The 17,035-nt window shown below is 40.5% G+C and carries 12 protein-coding genes, 1 tRNA gene, 1 pseudogene and 1 CRISPR repeat array; of the genes and pseudogenes, 3 read left to right on the plus strand and 11 right to left on the minus strand.

What is annotated here, in order from left to right; translation table 11 throughout:
* Positions 1-147 precede the first annotated feature (147 nt).
* A complete protein-coding gene (locus ACKTT2_RS07845; protein ID WP_407885399.1) occupies positions 148-3,321 on the plus strand; it encodes an efflux RND transporter permease subunit in 3,174 nt (1,057 codons plus the stop codon).
* Positions 3,322-3,361: 40 nt separating this feature from the next.
* On the opposite strand, the gene ACKTT2_RS07850 is transcribed toward ACKTT2_RS07845, so the two are convergent.
* Complete coding sequence (locus ACKTT2_RS07850) at positions 3,362-4,153, minus strand: LCIB family protein (protein ID WP_407885400.1); 792 nt, start codon at positions 4,151-4,153, stop codon at positions 3,362-3,364.
* Between the two features lie 886 nt (positions 4,154-5,039).
* Between ACKTT2_RS07850 and ACKTT2_RS07855 the strand changes: the two genes are divergently transcribed.
* On the plus strand, positions 5,040-5,480 hold the full coding sequence (locus ACKTT2_RS07855) for a nuclear transport factor 2 family protein (RefSeq protein ID WP_407885401.1): 441 nt from the start codon (positions 5,040-5,042) through the stop codon (positions 5,478-5,480).
* Between the two features lie 330 nt (positions 5,481-5,810).
* Here the strand turns inward: ACKTT2_RS07855 and ACKTT2_RS07860 are convergent, their stop codons facing one another.
* The 3 genes from ACKTT2_RS07860 to ACKTT2_RS07870 all read right to left on the minus strand — a co-directional run bounded on the left by ACKTT2_RS07860 (position 5,811) and on the right by ACKTT2_RS07870 (position 7,381).
* Positions 5,811-6,245: a type II toxin-antitoxin system VapC family toxin gene (locus tag ACKTT2_RS07860; protein WP_407885402.1), complete on the minus strand. Its 435-nt coding sequence runs from the start codon at positions 6,243-6,245 to the stop codon at positions 5,811-5,813.
* The gene (locus ACKTT2_RS07865; protein WP_407885403.1) at positions 6,242-6,553 is read right to left on the minus strand and encodes a hypothetical protein; all 312 of its coding nucleotides are present in this window, start codon (positions 6,551-6,553) and stop codon (positions 6,242-6,244) included. Before ACKTT2_RS07865 ends, ACKTT2_RS07860 begins: the two co-directional genes overlap by 4 nt.
* A 441-nt stretch (positions 6,554-6,994) precedes the next feature.
* Positions 6,995-7,381 (minus strand): hypothetical protein, encoded by a 387-nt coding sequence (locus ACKTT2_RS07870; protein ID WP_407885404.1) that lies wholly within the window; start codon positions 7,379-7,381, stop codon positions 6,995-6,997.
* Between the two features lie 177 nt (positions 7,382-7,558).
* On the opposite strand from ACKTT2_RS07870, the gene ACKTT2_RS07875 reads away from it, so the two are divergent.
* Positions 7,559-7,630, plus strand: a tRNA-Gly gene (locus ACKTT2_RS07875).
* Positions 7,631-7,832: 202 nt separating this feature from the next.
* Here ACKTT2_RS07875 and ACKTT2_RS07880 read toward each other — a convergent pair.
* The 7 genes and pseudogenes from ACKTT2_RS07880 to ACKTT2_RS07910 all read right to left on the minus strand — a co-directional run bounded on the left by ACKTT2_RS07880 (position 7,833) and on the right by ACKTT2_RS07910 (position 16,896).
* A complete protein-coding gene (locus tag ACKTT2_RS07880; protein WP_407885405.1) occupies positions 7,833-8,597 on the minus strand; it encodes a hypothetical protein in 765 nt (254 codons plus the stop codon).
* Positions 8,560-8,827 (minus strand): annotated as a pseudogene (locus ACKTT2_RS07885) (RAMP superfamily CRISPR-associated protein); the annotation flags it as partial. The pseudogene ACKTT2_RS07885 and the gene ACKTT2_RS07880, both read right to left, overlap by 38 nt.
* Before the next feature lie 405 nt (positions 8,828-9,232).
* The gene (locus ACKTT2_RS07890) at positions 9,233-10,114 is read right to left on the minus strand and encodes a DUF4351 domain-containing protein (RefSeq protein WP_407885406.1); all 882 of its coding nucleotides are present in this window, start codon (positions 10,112-10,114) and stop codon (positions 9,233-9,235) included.
* A gap of 291 nt (positions 10,115-10,405) precedes the next feature.
* Positions 10,406-10,561 carry a DNA cytosine methyltransferase gene (locus ACKTT2_RS07895; RefSeq protein WP_407885407.1) on the minus strand — a complete coding sequence of 52 codons (156 nt, stop codon included), beginning with the start codon at positions 10,559-10,561 and terminating at the stop codon, positions 10,406-10,408.
* A 109-nt stretch (positions 10,562-10,670) separates the two neighbouring features.
* Positions 10,671-11,076: a CRISPR direct-repeat array (repeat unit 35 nt; unit sequence GTCAATGAGTCTAGATTCTTTCTCAAGAGCGCAAG).
* Between the two features lie 230 nt (positions 11,077-11,306).
* Positions 11,307-11,924: a restriction endonuclease subunit R gene (locus tag ACKTT2_RS07900; protein WP_407885408.1), complete on the minus strand. Its 618-nt coding sequence runs from the start codon at positions 11,922-11,924 to the stop codon at positions 11,307-11,309.
* A 439-nt stretch (positions 11,925-12,363) separates the two neighbouring features.
* Positions 12,364-15,129: a DUF1998 domain-containing protein gene (locus tag ACKTT2_RS07905; protein WP_407885409.1), complete on the minus strand. Its 2,766-nt coding sequence runs from the start codon at positions 15,127-15,129 to the stop codon at positions 12,364-12,366.
* 75 nt (positions 15,130-15,204) lie between these two features.
* The gene (locus ACKTT2_RS07910) at positions 15,205-16,896 is read right to left on the minus strand and encodes a DEAD/DEAH box helicase family protein (RefSeq protein ID WP_407885410.1); all 1,692 of its coding nucleotides are present in this window, start codon (positions 16,894-16,896) and stop codon (positions 15,205-15,207) included.
* Positions 16,897-17,035 lie beyond the last annotated feature (139 nt).

Consider the following 17,035-nt stretch of genomic DNA (forward strand, 5'->3'; position numbering starts at 1 on the left):
CTAATTTGTGAAAAAATTTCAGCATTGTAGAGTGGGCAATGCCCACCACATGAAACTTTTGATGGGCATTGCCCTACCTACTAACTAACTGTACAGGTGCTCTTACCGCCACGCCCCTACTAACAACTAATAACTAACAAAACTTCCATGTCCTTCAACGTTTCAGCTTGGTCGATAAAAAAGCCAGTTCCAACAATAGTCTTATTCTTGATTTTGACGATAGTGGGTTGGTTTTCCTTTCAATCTTTAGGGATTGATACTAACCCTAATATTGATATTCCAACAGTAGAGGTAACAGTCACGCAACCGGGGGCGGGACCTACGGAATTAGAATTTCAAGTCACCAAAAAAATTGAAGATGCTGTGGCTGGATTGGGAAATATTGACGAATTGCGATCGATAGTTACTGATGGTGTGTCCACAACGATAATTAATTTTGTGTTGGGGACAAACACAGATCGCGCTACCAATGATGTTCGCAATGCTATCTCTCAAATTCGTCAAAACCTTCCCCAAGATATCAATGACCCCATTGTGCAACGGGTAGAATTTGCCGGAGGTGCTATCCTAACTTATGCAGTCAGGTCTGATAAACGTTCTGTAGAGGAATTAAGTAATCTTGTTGACCAAACTATCAGCCGTGCATTGCTAGCGGTTCGAGGGGTAGCGCAAGTCAATCGAATAGGTGGAGTGAATCGAGAAATTCGGATTAACTTAGACCCCGCTCGCTTGCAATCTTTAGGTATTACTGCTACTCAAGTCAACGATCAGATCCGAGCTTTTAACGTTAACTTACCGGGTGGGCGTGCAGAACTTGGTGGTAGCGAACAAAACATCCGTACTCTTGGGAGTGCTGCTAGCGTAAAAGTTTTAAGAAACTACGAAATTGTTTTACCTGAAGGTGGTTCCGTACCTTTATCTAGCTTGGGAACGGTAGAAGATAGCTATGGTGATGTGCGACAATCTGCTATATTGAACAACAAACCTGTAGTCGCGTTCCAAGTACTGCGAAGTACGGGCAGTGTTCTAGTGACGGTGGAAGAAGGTGTCAAAGCAGCCGTCGAAAAACTGCAAAAAACTCTTCCTGCTGATGTTAAGTTAGAATTAATTTTTACAAGAGCTTCTTTTGTTAGGAACTCTTACCAAAGTACAATTGATGAATTAATCCAAGCTTCATTACTCGCAGTCTTTGTTATTTTAGTGTTTTTACGTGACTGGCGAGCAACATTAATCACAGCCGTTGCACTGCCACTCTCAATGATTCCAACCTTTGCCGTGCAGTATGCCTTAGGTTATACTCTCAACAATATGACCTTGCTAGCACTTGCACTTGCAGTTGGTAACCTGGTAGATGACGCCGTCGTAGAAATTGAAAATATGGAACGGCATATGTCAATGGGTAAATCAGCATGGCAAGCTGCATTTGACTCATCTGATGAAGTGGGTTTGGCAGTGATAGCAAGTTCGGCAACAATTATCGCCGTATTTCTACCCGTTGCATTTATGGGCGGCGTTCCCGGTCAATTTTTCCAACCTTTTGGTGTTACCGTTGCTGTTTCTACCATCTTCTCAACTTTGGTAGCGCGGATGATTACGCCAATGATGGGGGCGTATTTAATAAAGGACAAGCATCCGAAGAGACAAGAAGAAAGTGGGACAAGGAGACAAGGGGAAAATGGCAAGTTCCCCCCCTCTCCCACTCCCCCCCTCCCCCCCTTCTCCCGTCCTCGCTTCCAACCCTACAAATCCCTACTCAGATTCGCGTTGCGTCACAGGTTAACAACTATGGGGATTGCCTTAGCATTCTTCATTGCGAGTTTGATGCTTGTTCCTCTCATTCCTAAAGGATTGGTCGATGGTAGTGATATAGGAATTTCTGTTATCTCTGCCGAACTCCCCCCTGGTTCTTCCTTGGAAGATACCAAACAGGTGGCAACTCAAATTACCAACCTCGTGAAGGACAATCCTAATGTTGTGAGCGTGCTGTCTGTAGAAGATGTTAATATTGCAACACTGACACTTCTGTTGAAGCCCAAAGAAGAAGGGAGAAAACTTTCCCAGGTAGAGTTTGAAAAAACTGTGCGTCCTTTGTTGGAACGAGTTCCGGGCGCAAGAATTGGTTTCCAAAGTGCTGGTTCTGTTGGCGGTCTTAAGGATTTGACGATACTCTTACGGAGTGAAAATCCTGAAGCATTAACCCAAGCTGCAGATGCGATCGAAAAACAAATGCGGGGAATACCAGGATTGGTAGAGGTGTCTTCCAGCGCGAGTTTGGTGAAACCAGAAATTTTGGTTGTTCCCAATCCGCAACGGGCGGCTGATTTAGGAGTCTCGGTGCAATCTATTGCCCGTACTGCATCTCTTGCAACTATTGGAGATAATGATGCGAGCTTGGCGAAATACAATTTACCAGATCGCCAAATCCCAATCCGCATCCAAATTGACCCCAAAGCCCGTGAGGACATCACGACTCTCAAAAATCTGCAAGTTCCCACTTCAAATGGAAGTGTGGTTCCCTTAGTCGCCGTTGCAGATATCCGCTTTGGCAGTGGTCCTGCAAGTATTAACCGTTTCGATCGCACCCGTCAAGTTTCTTTAGAAGCGAACTTACAAGGAATTTCCTTGGGAGACGGTCTCAAAGCCGTCAACCAACTACCCGCTATGCAAAAGCTACCTCCAGGAGTCGTGTTGCAAAACTCTGGAGATGCGAAGATTATGTCTGATATCTTCAGTCGTTTTGGCAGTGCATTAGGGCTTGCCTTGATGTGTATTTATGCGATTCTCGTTTTGTTGTATAACAACTTCCTTCATCCCATAACAATTATGGCAGCGTTACCTTTCTGTTTGGGTGGTGCTTTGGTAGGCTTAATGCTGGCACAGAAAGCATTGGGAATCTATGCTTTGATTGGTATTGTGTTACTGATGGGAATTGTCACAAAAAATTCCATTTTATTAGTTGATTACACAATTCTCAATATAGAAGAAGGAAAAACTCAACGTCAGGCACTGATAGAAGCGGGGGTATCCCGTTTGCGCCCAATTATGATGACTTCGTTAGCAACGATCGCAGGGACTATTCCCTTAGCATTGGGAATTGGTGCAGGAGCTGAAGTCCGCCAACCAATGGGAGTTGCTATCTTAGGAGGTTTTACCACTTCTACTCTACTCACCCTAGTCGTCGTACCCGTGCTGTTTTCATATATTGATAATTTCCAAACCTGGATGCTGAATCTAGTTAAATACGGTTTTGGGAAAAAAAAGCAACGAAGACACGTTGCTAAAGAAAATGACACAGTGAGGGATCGACCGCCCGTTAACTGAAATAAGACATTTTTCTGGGTTCAGATCCCCGACCTTAAAGCTACAATAAATCAATAACTTTTTTACCCTCAGATCCAATAACATAAAAGTTTTGAGGGTATACCCATTGTGTCTCTAAAGGTCCGTGGATCTGAATACCCGTCATAACAGCATAATTGAATACGGAAGAGTTTAAAGTCCTCAAAAGTTTTTCTAAATCTTTAGAAATAATCTGACAAGCTAACTTTGTAATCTCAACTAAATCGGGTTTAGCTCCATATTGGAGGGTAGAAATAATTTTCTGCCGAACAATGCTTTGCTCGATATCTTGCATATCAGTTTCTAGATTGAGACATCCTAATTCAAGTTCTTTGACAATAGCTTCCAATGCACCGCAAGCATGAGAAGGTTTGTCCAGACCTTGACGATAGACTTTCCCAATCTCGCCATACCGAGAAATAGCAATATGAGGCATCGCATAAAAAGTGAAACGACGCAAACCGTCAAAGATGGGAGTATGATCTGTTGCTGCTGCTAAACCCGTTTTGCCCATTGTGACAAACCCTGCTAAGCTGCAACAGTTGAATGTTTTACCCCAGTATTTAACAACTGCATCAAAGAGTGGATCTGCAATCTCATCACGACATATAGCCACCATTCCCATTGTGTTTTCATCCACGAAGCCATGGGAACTCAAGCACTCATAAGTCTTGCTCATATAGCTTTCTAACGGCAAAGTTCCAGGGAAATGGCTGCGAACAGTTTGGTGGAAAGCTGGAAACACTCTTGGATTGTAGCCATTTAGATTTTGCAAACTGGCTTCTTGTTCTCGAAATTGGTAGTTTTGTACCATAATATGACTGCTCAAATTTAAAGCACGCGCTATTGACTGCTAAAATTAACACTTCTTAACGGTTATAGCAAATCTCTAGTAGTAAAGCTCTTATTTATGCTGGAATTTATTTGGGATTTTTTGCAATGTTTATAGCTAGGGCGAATAGAATTCGCGACTATACAAGCAAAGTCCACCTACGTGGACTTTGTTAAATCACCTGTGGAGGCAGGTTTCATCTGTATAGCCACGATTTCTAATGGCTAAGGATAAATTAAATTTTACATTGAACTTGGACAAGATTCCTACGTGTTTTCTCGCAATTTAACTAGGATTACTATAATTAATCTTTTGATTTTCTACTAGAATTGGGTCATCTGTTGGGGGATGCAGTCCGATAAGTTTGTCTGCACCACGAATACTAATTACACTCTTGAAAAATTAGAGACTCGTTTGTGTTAAAAAAGCATTACGAACAGTTCGATTGATAAAGCTGAGATAATCGTCAATTTCTTCATAAAGGTCAAATTTTTTTGTTTTATTAATAATTCTTAAATCCGATTTTGAACTGTGCTAGAAGCCCGAAAAATGGGAATCCCTTCAACTAATTCGATACGAAATGCTCCTTTAATTAGTAGATTATTAGGCAAATTTTGTAATTTTGGTGGAAGTAGCATTATCGTAAGTTTTTTGTTTTTTGTATATGAATATGGTAATAATATAGTCCATTTGTTCGTATTGAAAGGGTTGACATTGAGAAGAAAGAATTAACCGCACCCTCGACGCAGACGGACGCGGAGCAATTTGTACCTCAACCGAGTAGGAAATGCTATATTTGCCCTTGACAGTTAAGTGAAAGCTTATCTATACTATAAATAATTAAGCATTCACTTAAATATTTTGGAAAATGAATAGACCTGTTGCCAGTACTGATGTATTTCAGGCGATCGCTGACCCTAATTGCGATGCCATTATGGAAAAGACAACAATCGAAACCTTGGAAGAAAAATTACAGCAAGCGATGCTTAGTAGTGATGTCGCTGTGCTAGATGAACTGATTGCTGATGACCTAGTTTGGACGATGCATACAGGTTTTGTGGGTAACAAGCAGTACGATCTCGAAGCACACCGGACTGGAATCTTTCGATTCACAAAGGTGGAGATTAGCGATCGCCAAATCCATCCTTACAGCAAGGATTGCATCGTAGTCACCCTCAAAGCAGAACTTGCTGGAACCCTTAACGGTCAAGCATTCTCAGAACCCTATCGCTTCACTCGCGTCTGGTTACAACGCCAAAACCGTTGGCAAATCGTAGCAGGTCACGTGAGTCAAATAGTCTCGCTTTAAAGCATCCACCTAGTAAAACACATAGCAGGTAAATGTCATAGAATCGCTTAAATGGACGGAGTCATGACTCTAGAAGAAGCTGAGGTGATAGCAATTATTACTAAAAAATTTAGCTAGTTTGGGTAGAAGTCTATTACTTACTAAGATCGCGTAGAATACCAAAGGCTCTCGATCGTATTATGTTGTTGATGGAGATCGCGAAAAATTCAATTCCGTGAATAGTCGCGATCGCCTGCATCTTTTGGAAATCTTGCGTTCTTCAGTGCGACACAATTGCCATGTTAAGAAGCAGTTCAGTATAACTTAATATAATAATGAATCAATTCATCGTTATTCAGGCACTTGCACTAATGCTGCAATTGCCTCTCCCAATCGAATAAAATCTTTTGGATTCAATGTCAAAAGACAATCAACATTTGCCTTCACAGCCGCTTGAGCAATCAATGCATCAAATACACCACCCCCTGAAAGTTTGAGCACTGCCATTTGAGTAATCGCCGCCTGGTAATCTTCAGCCTGCAGGGGAACTGCTTCAATATACTTAACCAGATCGGCAATCACTGAAAGAGCCTCATCTGGAGAAACTCGCAGAGGTTCTGGCAGACGAGTCATTACAGAGTACAATTCAGCCAAGGTATGAGTTGACACATACCCATGAACTTCCTGACGTTGTGCCATCTCAAGTTTAGGAAATGCGAGACAATGGTTTGGATGATTGACTAATAATGCAGCAATTAATACAGACGTATCGTACAAAACTTTCACAGACGCATTTTCCCTATCTGTTCTTGAATTCTTTCCTCTCTCATCTCACTAATAAATGCATTGATATCAAACTCATTTAACTGTCCAGTTTCAATCACTAAAACACCATGTTTGCGGTATAATCTTGGATGCTCAGAACGTGAAGTCAAAGCATCTGTTTTGAGCGGCTCAATTGCACGATTTTTTCGCTGTTGCTTAAGCATAGATAACTTTTCAGACACCGCTTGAACAACAAACTGCTCGGTTGATAAACCGAGAGATTTAGCCCATTGTTCAACCTCTTGCTGAAGTTCAGAAGTAAAATCCATTTCTATCTCTCATTTTGTTCCTCCCTTTCCGCTCTAAAATTACCGCTCTTTGCAGGGTGGGCTTTAGCCCTACCTACGTGTAATGGTAATATAGCTGACGGTTCGGGAGTAAACCAACTTAGCTATGTAATTTTCGCTATTATATTATAACTGAGTTAGTGGCAAGACTACAAAACTACCGCTCTTAGCTCAATGTAATAGAATCGCTCAAATGGACGGAGTCATGACTCTAGAAGAAGCTGAGGTGATAGCAATTATTACTAAAAAATTTAGCTAGTTCGGGTAGAAGTCTCTTACTGAGTGCGATCGCGTAGAATACCAAAGGCTCTCGATCGTATTATGTTGTTGATGGAGACTGCGAAAAATTCAATTCCGTGAATAGTCGCGATCGCCTGCATCTTTTGGAAATCTTGCGTTCCTCAGTGCGACACAATTGCCATGTCAAGAAGCAGTTCGGTATAATTCTAATAATTCCTGTCTTGAGTAAACTTTTTGGTTTGAGTCGTAAATAATACAGTTCCATCGTTCTACAAACTTATGGGCAAACTCAAACGCTAATTGTTCAATACCTAGTTTTTTACTGACATCAAGTAGAATGTGAGTTTGTGGAATACCATTAAGTTGTTGCGTAATTAAGTTAATTTTATCAGCATCAAAGTTTTTTAGCTCACTATTATCTAAAGCAATCCAAACATGAATATTCCCCTTAGATAAACATCCATCATACAAACCATCAGGATGTAACACTGCTCCAGCTTTCTGTAAAAAATGAATAAATTCCTCTTGTTTAATATCAGCACTAGAAATTAGAGAAATAGGTTCAGGCATAGATTATGCTCTAAAATTTTATCATTGCTTGGCTAGTAGAAACTATTAGATATCATGTGTTTTGATTGGAAATGAGTTGCGAACGCTAAGAGATTGTAAATTTATTTACCACCTCATAGCTAAAATTGAAAAACTGTGCTACAATAACAGAAAATTCAAGCGGTCGCGCAATCATTTGCGGGTGTAATTCAGTGGTAGAATGTCACCTTCCCAAGGTGAACGTCGTGGGTTCGAGTCCCATCGCCCGCTTTTGTCATTGTGTTGATTGCCAGATTATTTGTCCGCCGTTTAGAATGTACGGGAGAGGACGCCTGTACCACAAGATGGAGAATTTATAGCAATCCTATCTGATTTGTAAAAATTCATGATTTCCAGATCCCTAACTTCTTTGAGAAGTCGGGGCTCTAACTGTTCGCAAATGATTTAGAACTGCTATTTTTCAGGGAAATTCCTAAACAAGAGAATCAGCTATTTTTTGGAGTTTTTTCTTCAAATTCTCTCTTTTATAGGGAAGATTCAAAAGAGTCATGGCATCTAAAAATGGTTGCTTCACGTGAAGATTATAAGCTTCCATAACATAAGAAGTTTGATTATTGCTATATCCTAATAAATATTCAACGACATCATTATCTTCCATACCTCTCAAATTATGCATATATTGGTTGCGGAGGTCGTTATCACTGTTTCTTTTATTACAAGAGAACTGCAATAAGTACCACTTTTTAAAACTAGATTCTAGCTTTTGTAACCAAGCTAATAACGCAAAGTTCTTACTAGTGACTTGAAAATCATCATTATTTTCAAGCTTAACTCTTTCAATTGGAAATTTTAATTTTTGTAAAATATTTCTTTTGGAAGCTAAACTCTCAGAACTCACTTTATCACTTAAAAATAAGCCAAGAGGAACCCATTCCACTAGCTCTGATACTTTATAAGTAGTGCCACTTAAGGAGATAGTTTCGTTAATTAATGCTATCTTTGATAAAATAGCTACCTTTAAAAAGGTTTTTTGAGCCGCCGCAAGCAGGGTTATACCTTGTATATAATTTTGTTGAGTGAAGAAAAAGCTAATTAAGTCAAGACTATCTACAATACGTTGAGTGGCTTGTGGTATTTCAAAATCGCGATCGCTATCTAAACTAATACTATGAAGATTGAAAAAATCAACAAGTTTATCGATTGATTTCTGACTGTTCGGAGTCGGCTGCATTTCCATACCAGTAGTTTGCTTCGTTTTCTCCCTGCTCGAGGCGTATTTGCGATAAGCTGAGTACAGCTTGCGCTTCGCGATCGCATTCTACCGCGTAGGGAACTCCCTGGTATTATACCTGTTTGGGTAAATTGGTCGCGGAATATGAGGTTTAAGTTTCCGCTTTCTTCTCCGGCTGTTGCACCTACGTGCAGTGGTGCTAGTGTTTCAATGATGCCATATGCTTTTTTGTACATTATGTAATTCCTTTTAAGTTTGTTTGTAAGTAAGTCAGGCTAGTAGACCTTAAATCCTTGCTAAAAAGGGAGAAGTTGAGAATTTTTTATGGCAATTTCTACCTTTTGTGAAGTTTTTTAAGAAAGAATGAACCGCAGATGAACGCACCCAAGGGCGCGGATATGTTTGTACCTCAGTAGGTTAGCTTACATCTTGCACCACAATCTCCCAATCGAAAAGCTTAGCCTAAAAAGCTGATCATTTCGTAGGTAGAGCTAAAGCCCACCGTTCTCTCCTACAAGGGAGGTACAAGATATCAGTTAGGAAACGCTATATATCGGTCGTTAAACAGGATGAAATGGTATTTAACTTTTATTGTTGAAAACCCAAATCATCCTTGCTTTTCACCAAGTTGACTGATTCCTTTATCCTTGGTGGTTTGTTAACCAAGATTCTAAATCAGTTATATCTGAGAAATCTACGAATGCTTCTGCTAATGCCTCTAGTTGCTCAATTGATAATTCTCGAACTTTTTCAGTTAATGATGCATCAATCTCACCAAAACGGCGAGTGAACTGACGTATAATTAGACGCTGTTCTCCTTCTCGTACAGCTTGTTCTCTATCTTGTTGATATAGTGGTGCTAATCTCATAAGCAATTTCCTATCCTCTTGTTCCGGGTTTTGAGCTACTGATAAGTTACTTTGCAAGGTGTACAACAATTCTAACGCTGCTTTGCGTTCCGGGATGTTTGATGGTAGTGATTCTAACTCATCAATTGCCTGACTTTGTACTTTTCCTCGACCAAGTATCCTCAACCACAAAGTGTCTGGAGTTTTTGGTAACTGATGAATAGCAACTATGGCTGTTCGCAAGGTCTTTGCCATAAAGTAAACTCCACGCACCCAATCTACACCTTTTGCACTTAATTCAGATAACAGTTTTGGAGATGCAGTAGGTGTAAGAACCCATAAATTTGGAATAGATGACTTGAGGAACGAAGTTTCGTTTCTTTTGGCTTCCCGCTTTAGTTCACCTCTAACTTCCAGTAGTTTCAATAAACAATCACAAATTTCCTCTTCGTCAGCCGCATTACGAAATGGTTCAAAAATAGCCGGTGTTGCAGCAAATTTTCCTAACAGTTCCAGTATTTCTAAACTAGTATCCTGCTGTGCTAAAGGAGCAAAGAATACATCAATTTGTCTTACTTCTCCCGCCACACGCTTGGGTACTTCCACATTTCCATAAGGTTTAAGAAGTTTTTCAAGATAGTCTTTTGAGAATTGGTCGTGGATAAATCGTGTCATTGAATTTAATTTCCGTAAGAAGAATTAAAAATGTAATTTCATAGTATTTTATCTTTATTTTGATACTTATTTTTTATATTTTTTATTATGCAACTCCTTTAATTTCTATTGGTAAACCAAAATTCCCAAATGTAAATACTTTTTCGTGCGAATGACAAATTGAACCCGCGTGTTTCGTTTCCTCCATTGCCTGAATATAACAATGTAGAGACGTTTCAAACAGCGCCTCTTCATTTTTATGTATTGCACACAACTGAACAGCGCCATATTAGCGAGCAATAAATGTGGTTATTACCGTTCCTCTACCGGACACCTTCCTTGTTGATTTTCCCGGATAGTGTGACAGCTATGTTTATCCCGTTCGACGAGTGCCAAGTGATGGAAGCCAGCAATGGCTGTTCCTATCGCTAAACCTCCAGCACCTGTAAATAACTCTACTGATTTCACGTTTTTGATTTAGATGCGATCGCTTTGCTAAGACTCCCAGGGAGTACCATTCGATTACCTAAACACGTAGTAGTGCATCTAGGCTTAATTGGTGGGTAGAAATTAATCGGTCAATGAGTCTAGATTCTTTCTCAAGAGCGCAAGTTCTACAACAGAAAGAAGGGCTTCTCAACTACGAGGAAAGTCAATGAGTCTAGATTCTTTCTCAAGAGCGCAAGTACAATCTCTGCCAAAGTCAAATAATTTGGGATCAAGTCAATGAGTCTAGATTCTTTCTCAAGAGCGCAAGTACTTCAGATTGGGCGGCTAACAATGCTATTAAAGATTATAGTGTCAATGAGTCTAGATTCTTTCTCAAGAGCGCAAGCTGAAGGAAATACTGAACAATTAGATAAACTTCGAGTGTCAATGAGTCTAGATTCTTTCTCAAGAGCGCAAGTGTTGAAACGCCAGAGGATACACTTCCCCTACTTTTCATGTGTCAATGAGTCTAGATTCTTTCTCAAGAGCGCAAGCCCTCGATTTTAAACCCTTACCCAGTCTGATGTCCAGACGCCATTTGCGAGGGGGTCTGACACAAGAGCAATTTTCCGCTTGAAACGGAGGCAAAAAAACGCTGAAACCCTTGCTGGGAGGCTGAGCGAGGGGGTCAACGAGAAAATCAGTTTTTCCGGGTTTTGCTGACCCCCTCGCCGAATGTAGTTCAATTGTCCTCGTTTGCATCTCCAAAAGCGATTTTTCCTCATTATTGAGTCATTTGACTTATTTTTTTCAGAATTTTCAAGACATCATATAGTTCATTACCGCGATTACGAATATCAAAAATGTCTGAAGTTATATACTTAGGTATTTTACCTTTTATCAACTTCACAAACATAAAACTTCCACCAGATGTCACCATTCCGTAAACTTCATTGTGGGGTGCAGCCAGCATATATACTAATAACTGGTCGAGTCCTGCTTCCACTGAATAAGCAACCTGTTTTGATTCAATCACTGTAACCCAAAGCTTATCGTTCAAAAGTAATACGTCTATTCGTCCTTTAACTTTAGTCTCTCTATCCTCTGTTTCAACATCAATAGATTTTTCTAATTTTATATGAAATGGTGGCAAATAAAATTTACCAATAAATAATAGTGGTGAAAGCACTACTGTATTTACAGTGTTTTCTAGAAATGGTGGATAATTCCGTAAATTTATATACCCAGCTTTGACTTGGTTGAGTAACTCTTTTTCTTGGTCGGTTAATTCGGGTAACTCTGTTTGCCATTCGGGAAACAAGTTATCTTCAACTAACTCTAATCCAAATAATTCTCGGAGTTGCTCTAGTGTTACATTTTCGGCAGGAATAGTATCGATCATAATTTATAGTCTATATCTTTGTACTCGAATTGGCGAGTTTTTGTAAGTTCGTTGCTAAGAAAGTTGAAAGACGAGCCGCCGAACAACGCTAGTTAGAAATAGCTAGAACCCCCAAGACCCCATTGGGGATTAATGCTGTTAATTTGGAGTATAGCAGATGAATACAACAGAGGTTTATCTTCCAGACTACTACCGCATCTTTGAACGTACTGTTGGTGGATGGCTTTTAAAGCCATGCCGATTTTTTTATAGACATACCTTAGAAAGTTTTGACGATAATGACCTTGAGTCACTATATGCTATATCAAAGTAGCAGGTTGTAATTGAGTTGTTCGGCATCAATATATAGCTTATAGCAGTTCTCACTTGAATCAATTACAGATTTATCTGCGTTCGTCTGCGTTCATCTGCGGTTCCTTAATTATTTGATATATTGCACTTAAGCAAGATGGGACAAATCTTCTAACAAAGCTTGCCAATCTTCATCATACCGGAGAGTCAAGACACGGTACTTGGTATTGTACTTGAGATTGTTTCGCTCAATACGGTCTTTCTTTTTCTGGTCGGGATGGTCGTGGGCTGAACCATCACAGAAAATAGCAACCGCATCTAATTCATATAAAAAATCTGGTTTACAGTTAGCTTCTGGAATCAATTTCTGTGCTGTATCTGGAAGTTTATATCCCCGTTGATAAATCTCTTGTAACACCGCTCGCTCAAAATCAGAATTTGGGTCTGTTTGTCGCAGCAATTGTTGATAGCGATCGCAACGAGTTGTTCCCCGCTCTTCACACACAACAGTACTATCAAGCAGTTGTTCGAGCAATGGTTGAATTGAGTGACGGTTTATCAATGCATGGTCAAACTGATTGCGGTAAGAAAGCAAACATTCATAGCAAGCTTGGATACAACTGTCTTTTGCGTCTTTAAAATGGCAGATATCTAAAGCCGCATCAGCTATTTTCGCAAAAGCGTTTGGTTGTTCTAGCAGCTGTGAAAGAACGCCTGCACCTCCTTCAGCTGCTTCCCAGAAAAGTAAGTACTTGCTATCTCCTAGCCTTTCAGAATCAAGTTCATCTGATTCTAATTTGTAGACGGCTTGGATTGCTGTTTCCAAGGTATATTGGAAGGTAGCAATAAAAGCTTCATTGTTCTCCGTCGGAATACTTAATGGTTCGATAACCAGAATATTACAAGTATTGCTCACCATTAAGTTAATTTCAGTATGCAAGCTGTCAGTGGGTTGGTCATTTTTAGGATCGCCCCAAATTCCCGTAGCAATATCGAGTTTAAATCCTCGTTCTTCACTTTTTTTCTTATTTAATCCGCGATTGATGTGCCATACATTCGCTGTCGCACCATAGGTGATACGTAATAATTCTGTACCATTGGCGGTTTGTACGGTGGCTGATATCCGTTTTTGGTTATCGTAGCGGAAATGAGTTGTGATGTTGTAACCGTATTTTAGCCGCTCTTCTTCATCACAGGTAATGCGATCGAGACGACGAGTGAAGGCTGTTTCCATTTCTAGTAAATGGGTCAGTAAAGCTTTATTATTGTGACTGTCTGTGAGACGGACATTGCAGTTAGAACAGGTATCGCGATCGCTTTCTTCCCCAGGGTGAAAATAACCGCATTTAAAGCAGACATGAACCCGTTGATAATTAATTCCACTCACAGAAATTTTGGTTTTATGAACCATAAATTTACTGCCTTCATAGTAAACAATATTACTAGGAGCAAATTCTCTGAGAGCCACTGTACGGAGCCGCGATATAAATTCACCACCTTCTTCTGTAGGAATAAATGCTCGAACTGGTAAACGGGGGAAGTTAAACCCTGGCAAAAAGCCCTCAGCAGCAAAGTAACGGTAGGGATAGAATTCAAACTCACTATTGCTTTTCCCCTTCACTTGTCCTACAAGTAAGTTTCTTTGCCTCAGTGCTTCCTTTTCTTGAGCCCGAGCAATATCTCGTTCTTCATGAGTTGCATATCCTCTAGCACAACGGTCTATAATGTTACGGGCATCTTGTAACTGTTCGACTGCATCTTTGTAAAGCCGACGCCAGCGATAGCAAGCTCGGTCAAAAGCATGAAATGCATTTTCCAGGGTACAATGTAACCAATTATCCGAATACCAAGAAGCTTTTTTCAAGTCATCTTGACAGAAAACATCAGATAAAATCAATTTTGTAGCGTCCAAACACTTTGCCAGTTTCTCTGGACGCATACTCAGTTTCTGAGATACATCTTCCTTCAAGGGATAGCCAGGAGAATCGAGTTCCAGAATTTGATTCATCGAATCGCCCAAGTATAAACCCGTATGTGCTAGCCATATTGAATACACATGAGACTCGATTAAATCCTGATTAGCCAATTCGAGTTTAGGCGGAGTAACAACTCCAGCCACCATTTGATTTTGGCGTTTAAAAAAGTACTGGTCGTGACCGCTACCAATAGAAGCATAAGTAATAACTAAAGCTTCCTGTCCGCTTCTTCCCGCACGACCGCTTCTTTGGGCGTAATTTGCAGGACTAGGGGGAACGTTCCGCAAGTGAACTACACTCAAGTCAGAAATATCGATCCCCAATTCCATTGTAGGCGAACAAAACAAAGCGGATAATTCTCCCTTCCGAAATTTGTCTTCCCGTTCCTGACGGTTTTCGTTTTTTACCTGTCCGGTATGTTCTCGCCCTTCCATTGCTTTGATTTGATGGGCGTTAGTTTGGTAAAAGCTTTGAAAAAATTGGTTGACAGAAATATTTCTTTCATCACCGTGCAAACGACGTGAAGTTAAAGGATCGGGAGGAATTTCACTGTATTGAGTCGCTTTCCAAACCATTGAGTTAATTTTGAGTTGAACTTCTTCTCCTTTTTTGTATAAGTAACCTGCATCTACCAAAGCATTCACTAAAGCGTTAATCAGTTCGTTATATTCTAATTCAGATAAAGGTTTTTGCAACCAATCCCACGCCCGATTGAAACGAAGAAAGCGCCCGATTTCACTCCGAAATGTGAGTTTAACCGCACTTCTGAATTGAATTTTCTTATCGGAATTGCCCAGAATTGCCCAAGTTGCTTGATGCAAATACTCAAAATTATCTATTTTCCAAGGCTCTTTCAAGGCTTGAGCTACTTCTTTTTTTAGGTTTTCTATACCATCTGGTTGTAGAATAGCAGCATCGATCGCTAATTGTTTCCGCAAGTGGTCGAGAAAGGTTTTGGCGACAAAATATCTTTGTTTGGGAGAGGCTTGGAGTAAGATAGGATGGCGATATTTTTACCAAAGCTTAGTATTGGCACAGCTTTCCCTTAAGGTACTGTATTCTATAGTTAACAAACCGCATTGTTCTAAATTTGGTTGAACAATTCGCCATCCACGACGGAGAGCTTCATACAATCGATATTCAATCAAATTGCTAAAAGCTTCCTCATTTCTCCGTTTACCAATACCAAATTCAGCGCTTTGAGTTGCATAATCTATTTGGGATAAACCCATTTGTTTAACAACTTCCGATGCAAGCCCTTTGTGAGTCAAGTCTTGATTTTCTTGAATAGCACTATTTAACGCCGCCCGTAAGAAACTGGTTTGCACAAAATCATTGAAATGTCCCGCTTGTAATGAAGCATCCTGACGGTTATCGGTAAAACTGAGAATTTTGGCAGCTTTGGCGTTATTGTCTGTAAAAACTTGCTTGAGGCGACTAACGGTGGAAAGACAAAGCAAAGTGGTGGCGGTACTACGTCCTTCACTGCTGAGGCGAGAGAGTTTGGTAAAGTCTTTGCGTTTTTTATCATACACGACACCGCAATGCAAACAAAACAGAAATGGTTTGGGGATAAACCAGCAAGTCGTACCTTGTAAAACAGAAGAGGTGACTTTACCATCCGGTAGAACTTGCAATTTGAGAGGAAGGTGCTTTGCGTATTCTGGTTTGACAACACGCCCCAGCTTTTTGGTTTCTTTAAACCAAGAATCGGGGAGTCTATCCTCATCGTTTTTATCCCAAAGTTCTGGTTCATCTAGGGTGAGATAACCTTCGGTAATATCTGCATCATCGGGATTGATATCTAAGGCGGTGGGTAATTGTGGCAAAATCATCTCTTTGTCTGCATCGTAGCGCACGACATAGTAGTCCTGTCCGCATTCCCGACAAAAGACTAGAGGATAAAGCAGGCGGTTTTCCGTGGTTGTATACTGTCCTTCTAGGGTGAGAAAGCGATCGCACCGACTTTCAATAGTGGCGTAAACGCTACCGCCTTGGGAAATAAATTGGTGTAGGCGAAAAGCCAGCCCCTTTGTTTTGCTTCCCCAAAGAAACATTTGTTGGAGGACTGTTAAACACTGTTGGGAGTCCCGCTTGAGTGCATCTTCATCCAGTGAACCTGAAGGACTACAAACTTGCGCTAGTCTTTCCGCACCTTCCTGAAGAGTGATAGGTTGACGGCGGACATAATTAACAGATTTTTTAGAGGATGTTTTGTATGTCCCTGTAGTTGAAGCAACTTTGGCTTCTTTATAAGCAGATTTTGTAGGAAAAGGAATAATTTTGTCAGTGGATGTAGCAGAGGGTTTATCCTTGACATCTGGTAATCCGTCTATGACTTCTTCCTTTAACCCAAAATTCATTTCTATCCAGTGGCTGAGGGGATGCTGTTTAAAGTTTTCCAAAGTTTGTGCAGACTCTGGAGGTAAACCAGCTTGGATGCTTTGACGGAGTTCTTCTACGGAAGGCTCTAGACGTTGGATAGAACGTTGTAAGGTTTCGTCAATGACATTACTAGCTTTGATTTCCACGCCGAATAATTTGCTAGCAACATTTGCCACAACCTGACGGCGTTGTTCGCGAGAACCTTCACTAGACATCGTTGCACTCGTTCCGATGCACAAAAGGTTTTTACCACAGCGTTGGCGGAGTTTGCGAATCAGAATAGCAACATCTGCACCCTGGCGTCCTCGATAGGTATGCAATTCATCGAGTACTAAGAATTTTAAGTGAGGAGATTCTACCAGTTCGTTTTCGTGAGTGCGGGATAAAGTAATACAAAGAAAAAGTCAACAACAACAAAATTTAGGAGCTTTTTTGAGAACGTCGTATTAAGTTAAAGTC

The organism is Scytonema hankhaensis NUACC26 (assembly GCF_045865695.1).
In the GTDB taxonomy this organism is placed as follows: Bacteria; Cyanobacteriota; Cyanobacteriia; order Cyanobacteriales; family Nostocaceae; genus Scytonema.

Coding starts and splice junctions, on each gene's coding strand:
- ACKTT2_RS07890 (WP_407885406.1), bottom strand. CDS start 10,114: ATGACACGATTTATCCACGACCAATTCTCAAAAGACTATCTTGAAAAA.
- ACKTT2_RS07865 (WP_407885403.1), bottom strand. CDS start 6,553: ATGGATTTTACTTCTGAACTTCAGCAAGAGGTTGAACAATGGGCTAAA.
- ACKTT2_RS07900 (WP_407885408.1), bottom strand. CDS start 11,924: ATGATCGATACTATTCCTGCCGAAAATGTAACACTAGAGCAACTCCGA.
- ACKTT2_RS07850 (WP_407885400.1), bottom strand. CDS start 4,153: ATGGTACAAAACTACCAATTTCGAGAACAAGAAGCCAGTTTGCAAAAT.
- ACKTT2_RS07845 (WP_407885399.1), top strand. CDS start 148: ATGTCCTTCAACGTTTCAGCTTGGTCGATAAAAAAGCCAGTTCCAACA.
- ACKTT2_RS07855 (WP_407885401.1), top strand. CDS start 5,040: ATGAATAGACCTGTTGCCAGTACTGATGTATTTCAGGCGATCGCTGAC.
- ACKTT2_RS07870 (WP_407885404.1), bottom strand. CDS start 7,381: ATGCCTGAACCTATTTCTCTAATTTCTAGTGCTGATATTAAACAAGAG.
- ACKTT2_RS07880 (WP_407885405.1), bottom strand. CDS start 8,597: ATGGAAATGCAGCCGACTCCGAACAGTCAGAAATCAATCGATAAACTT.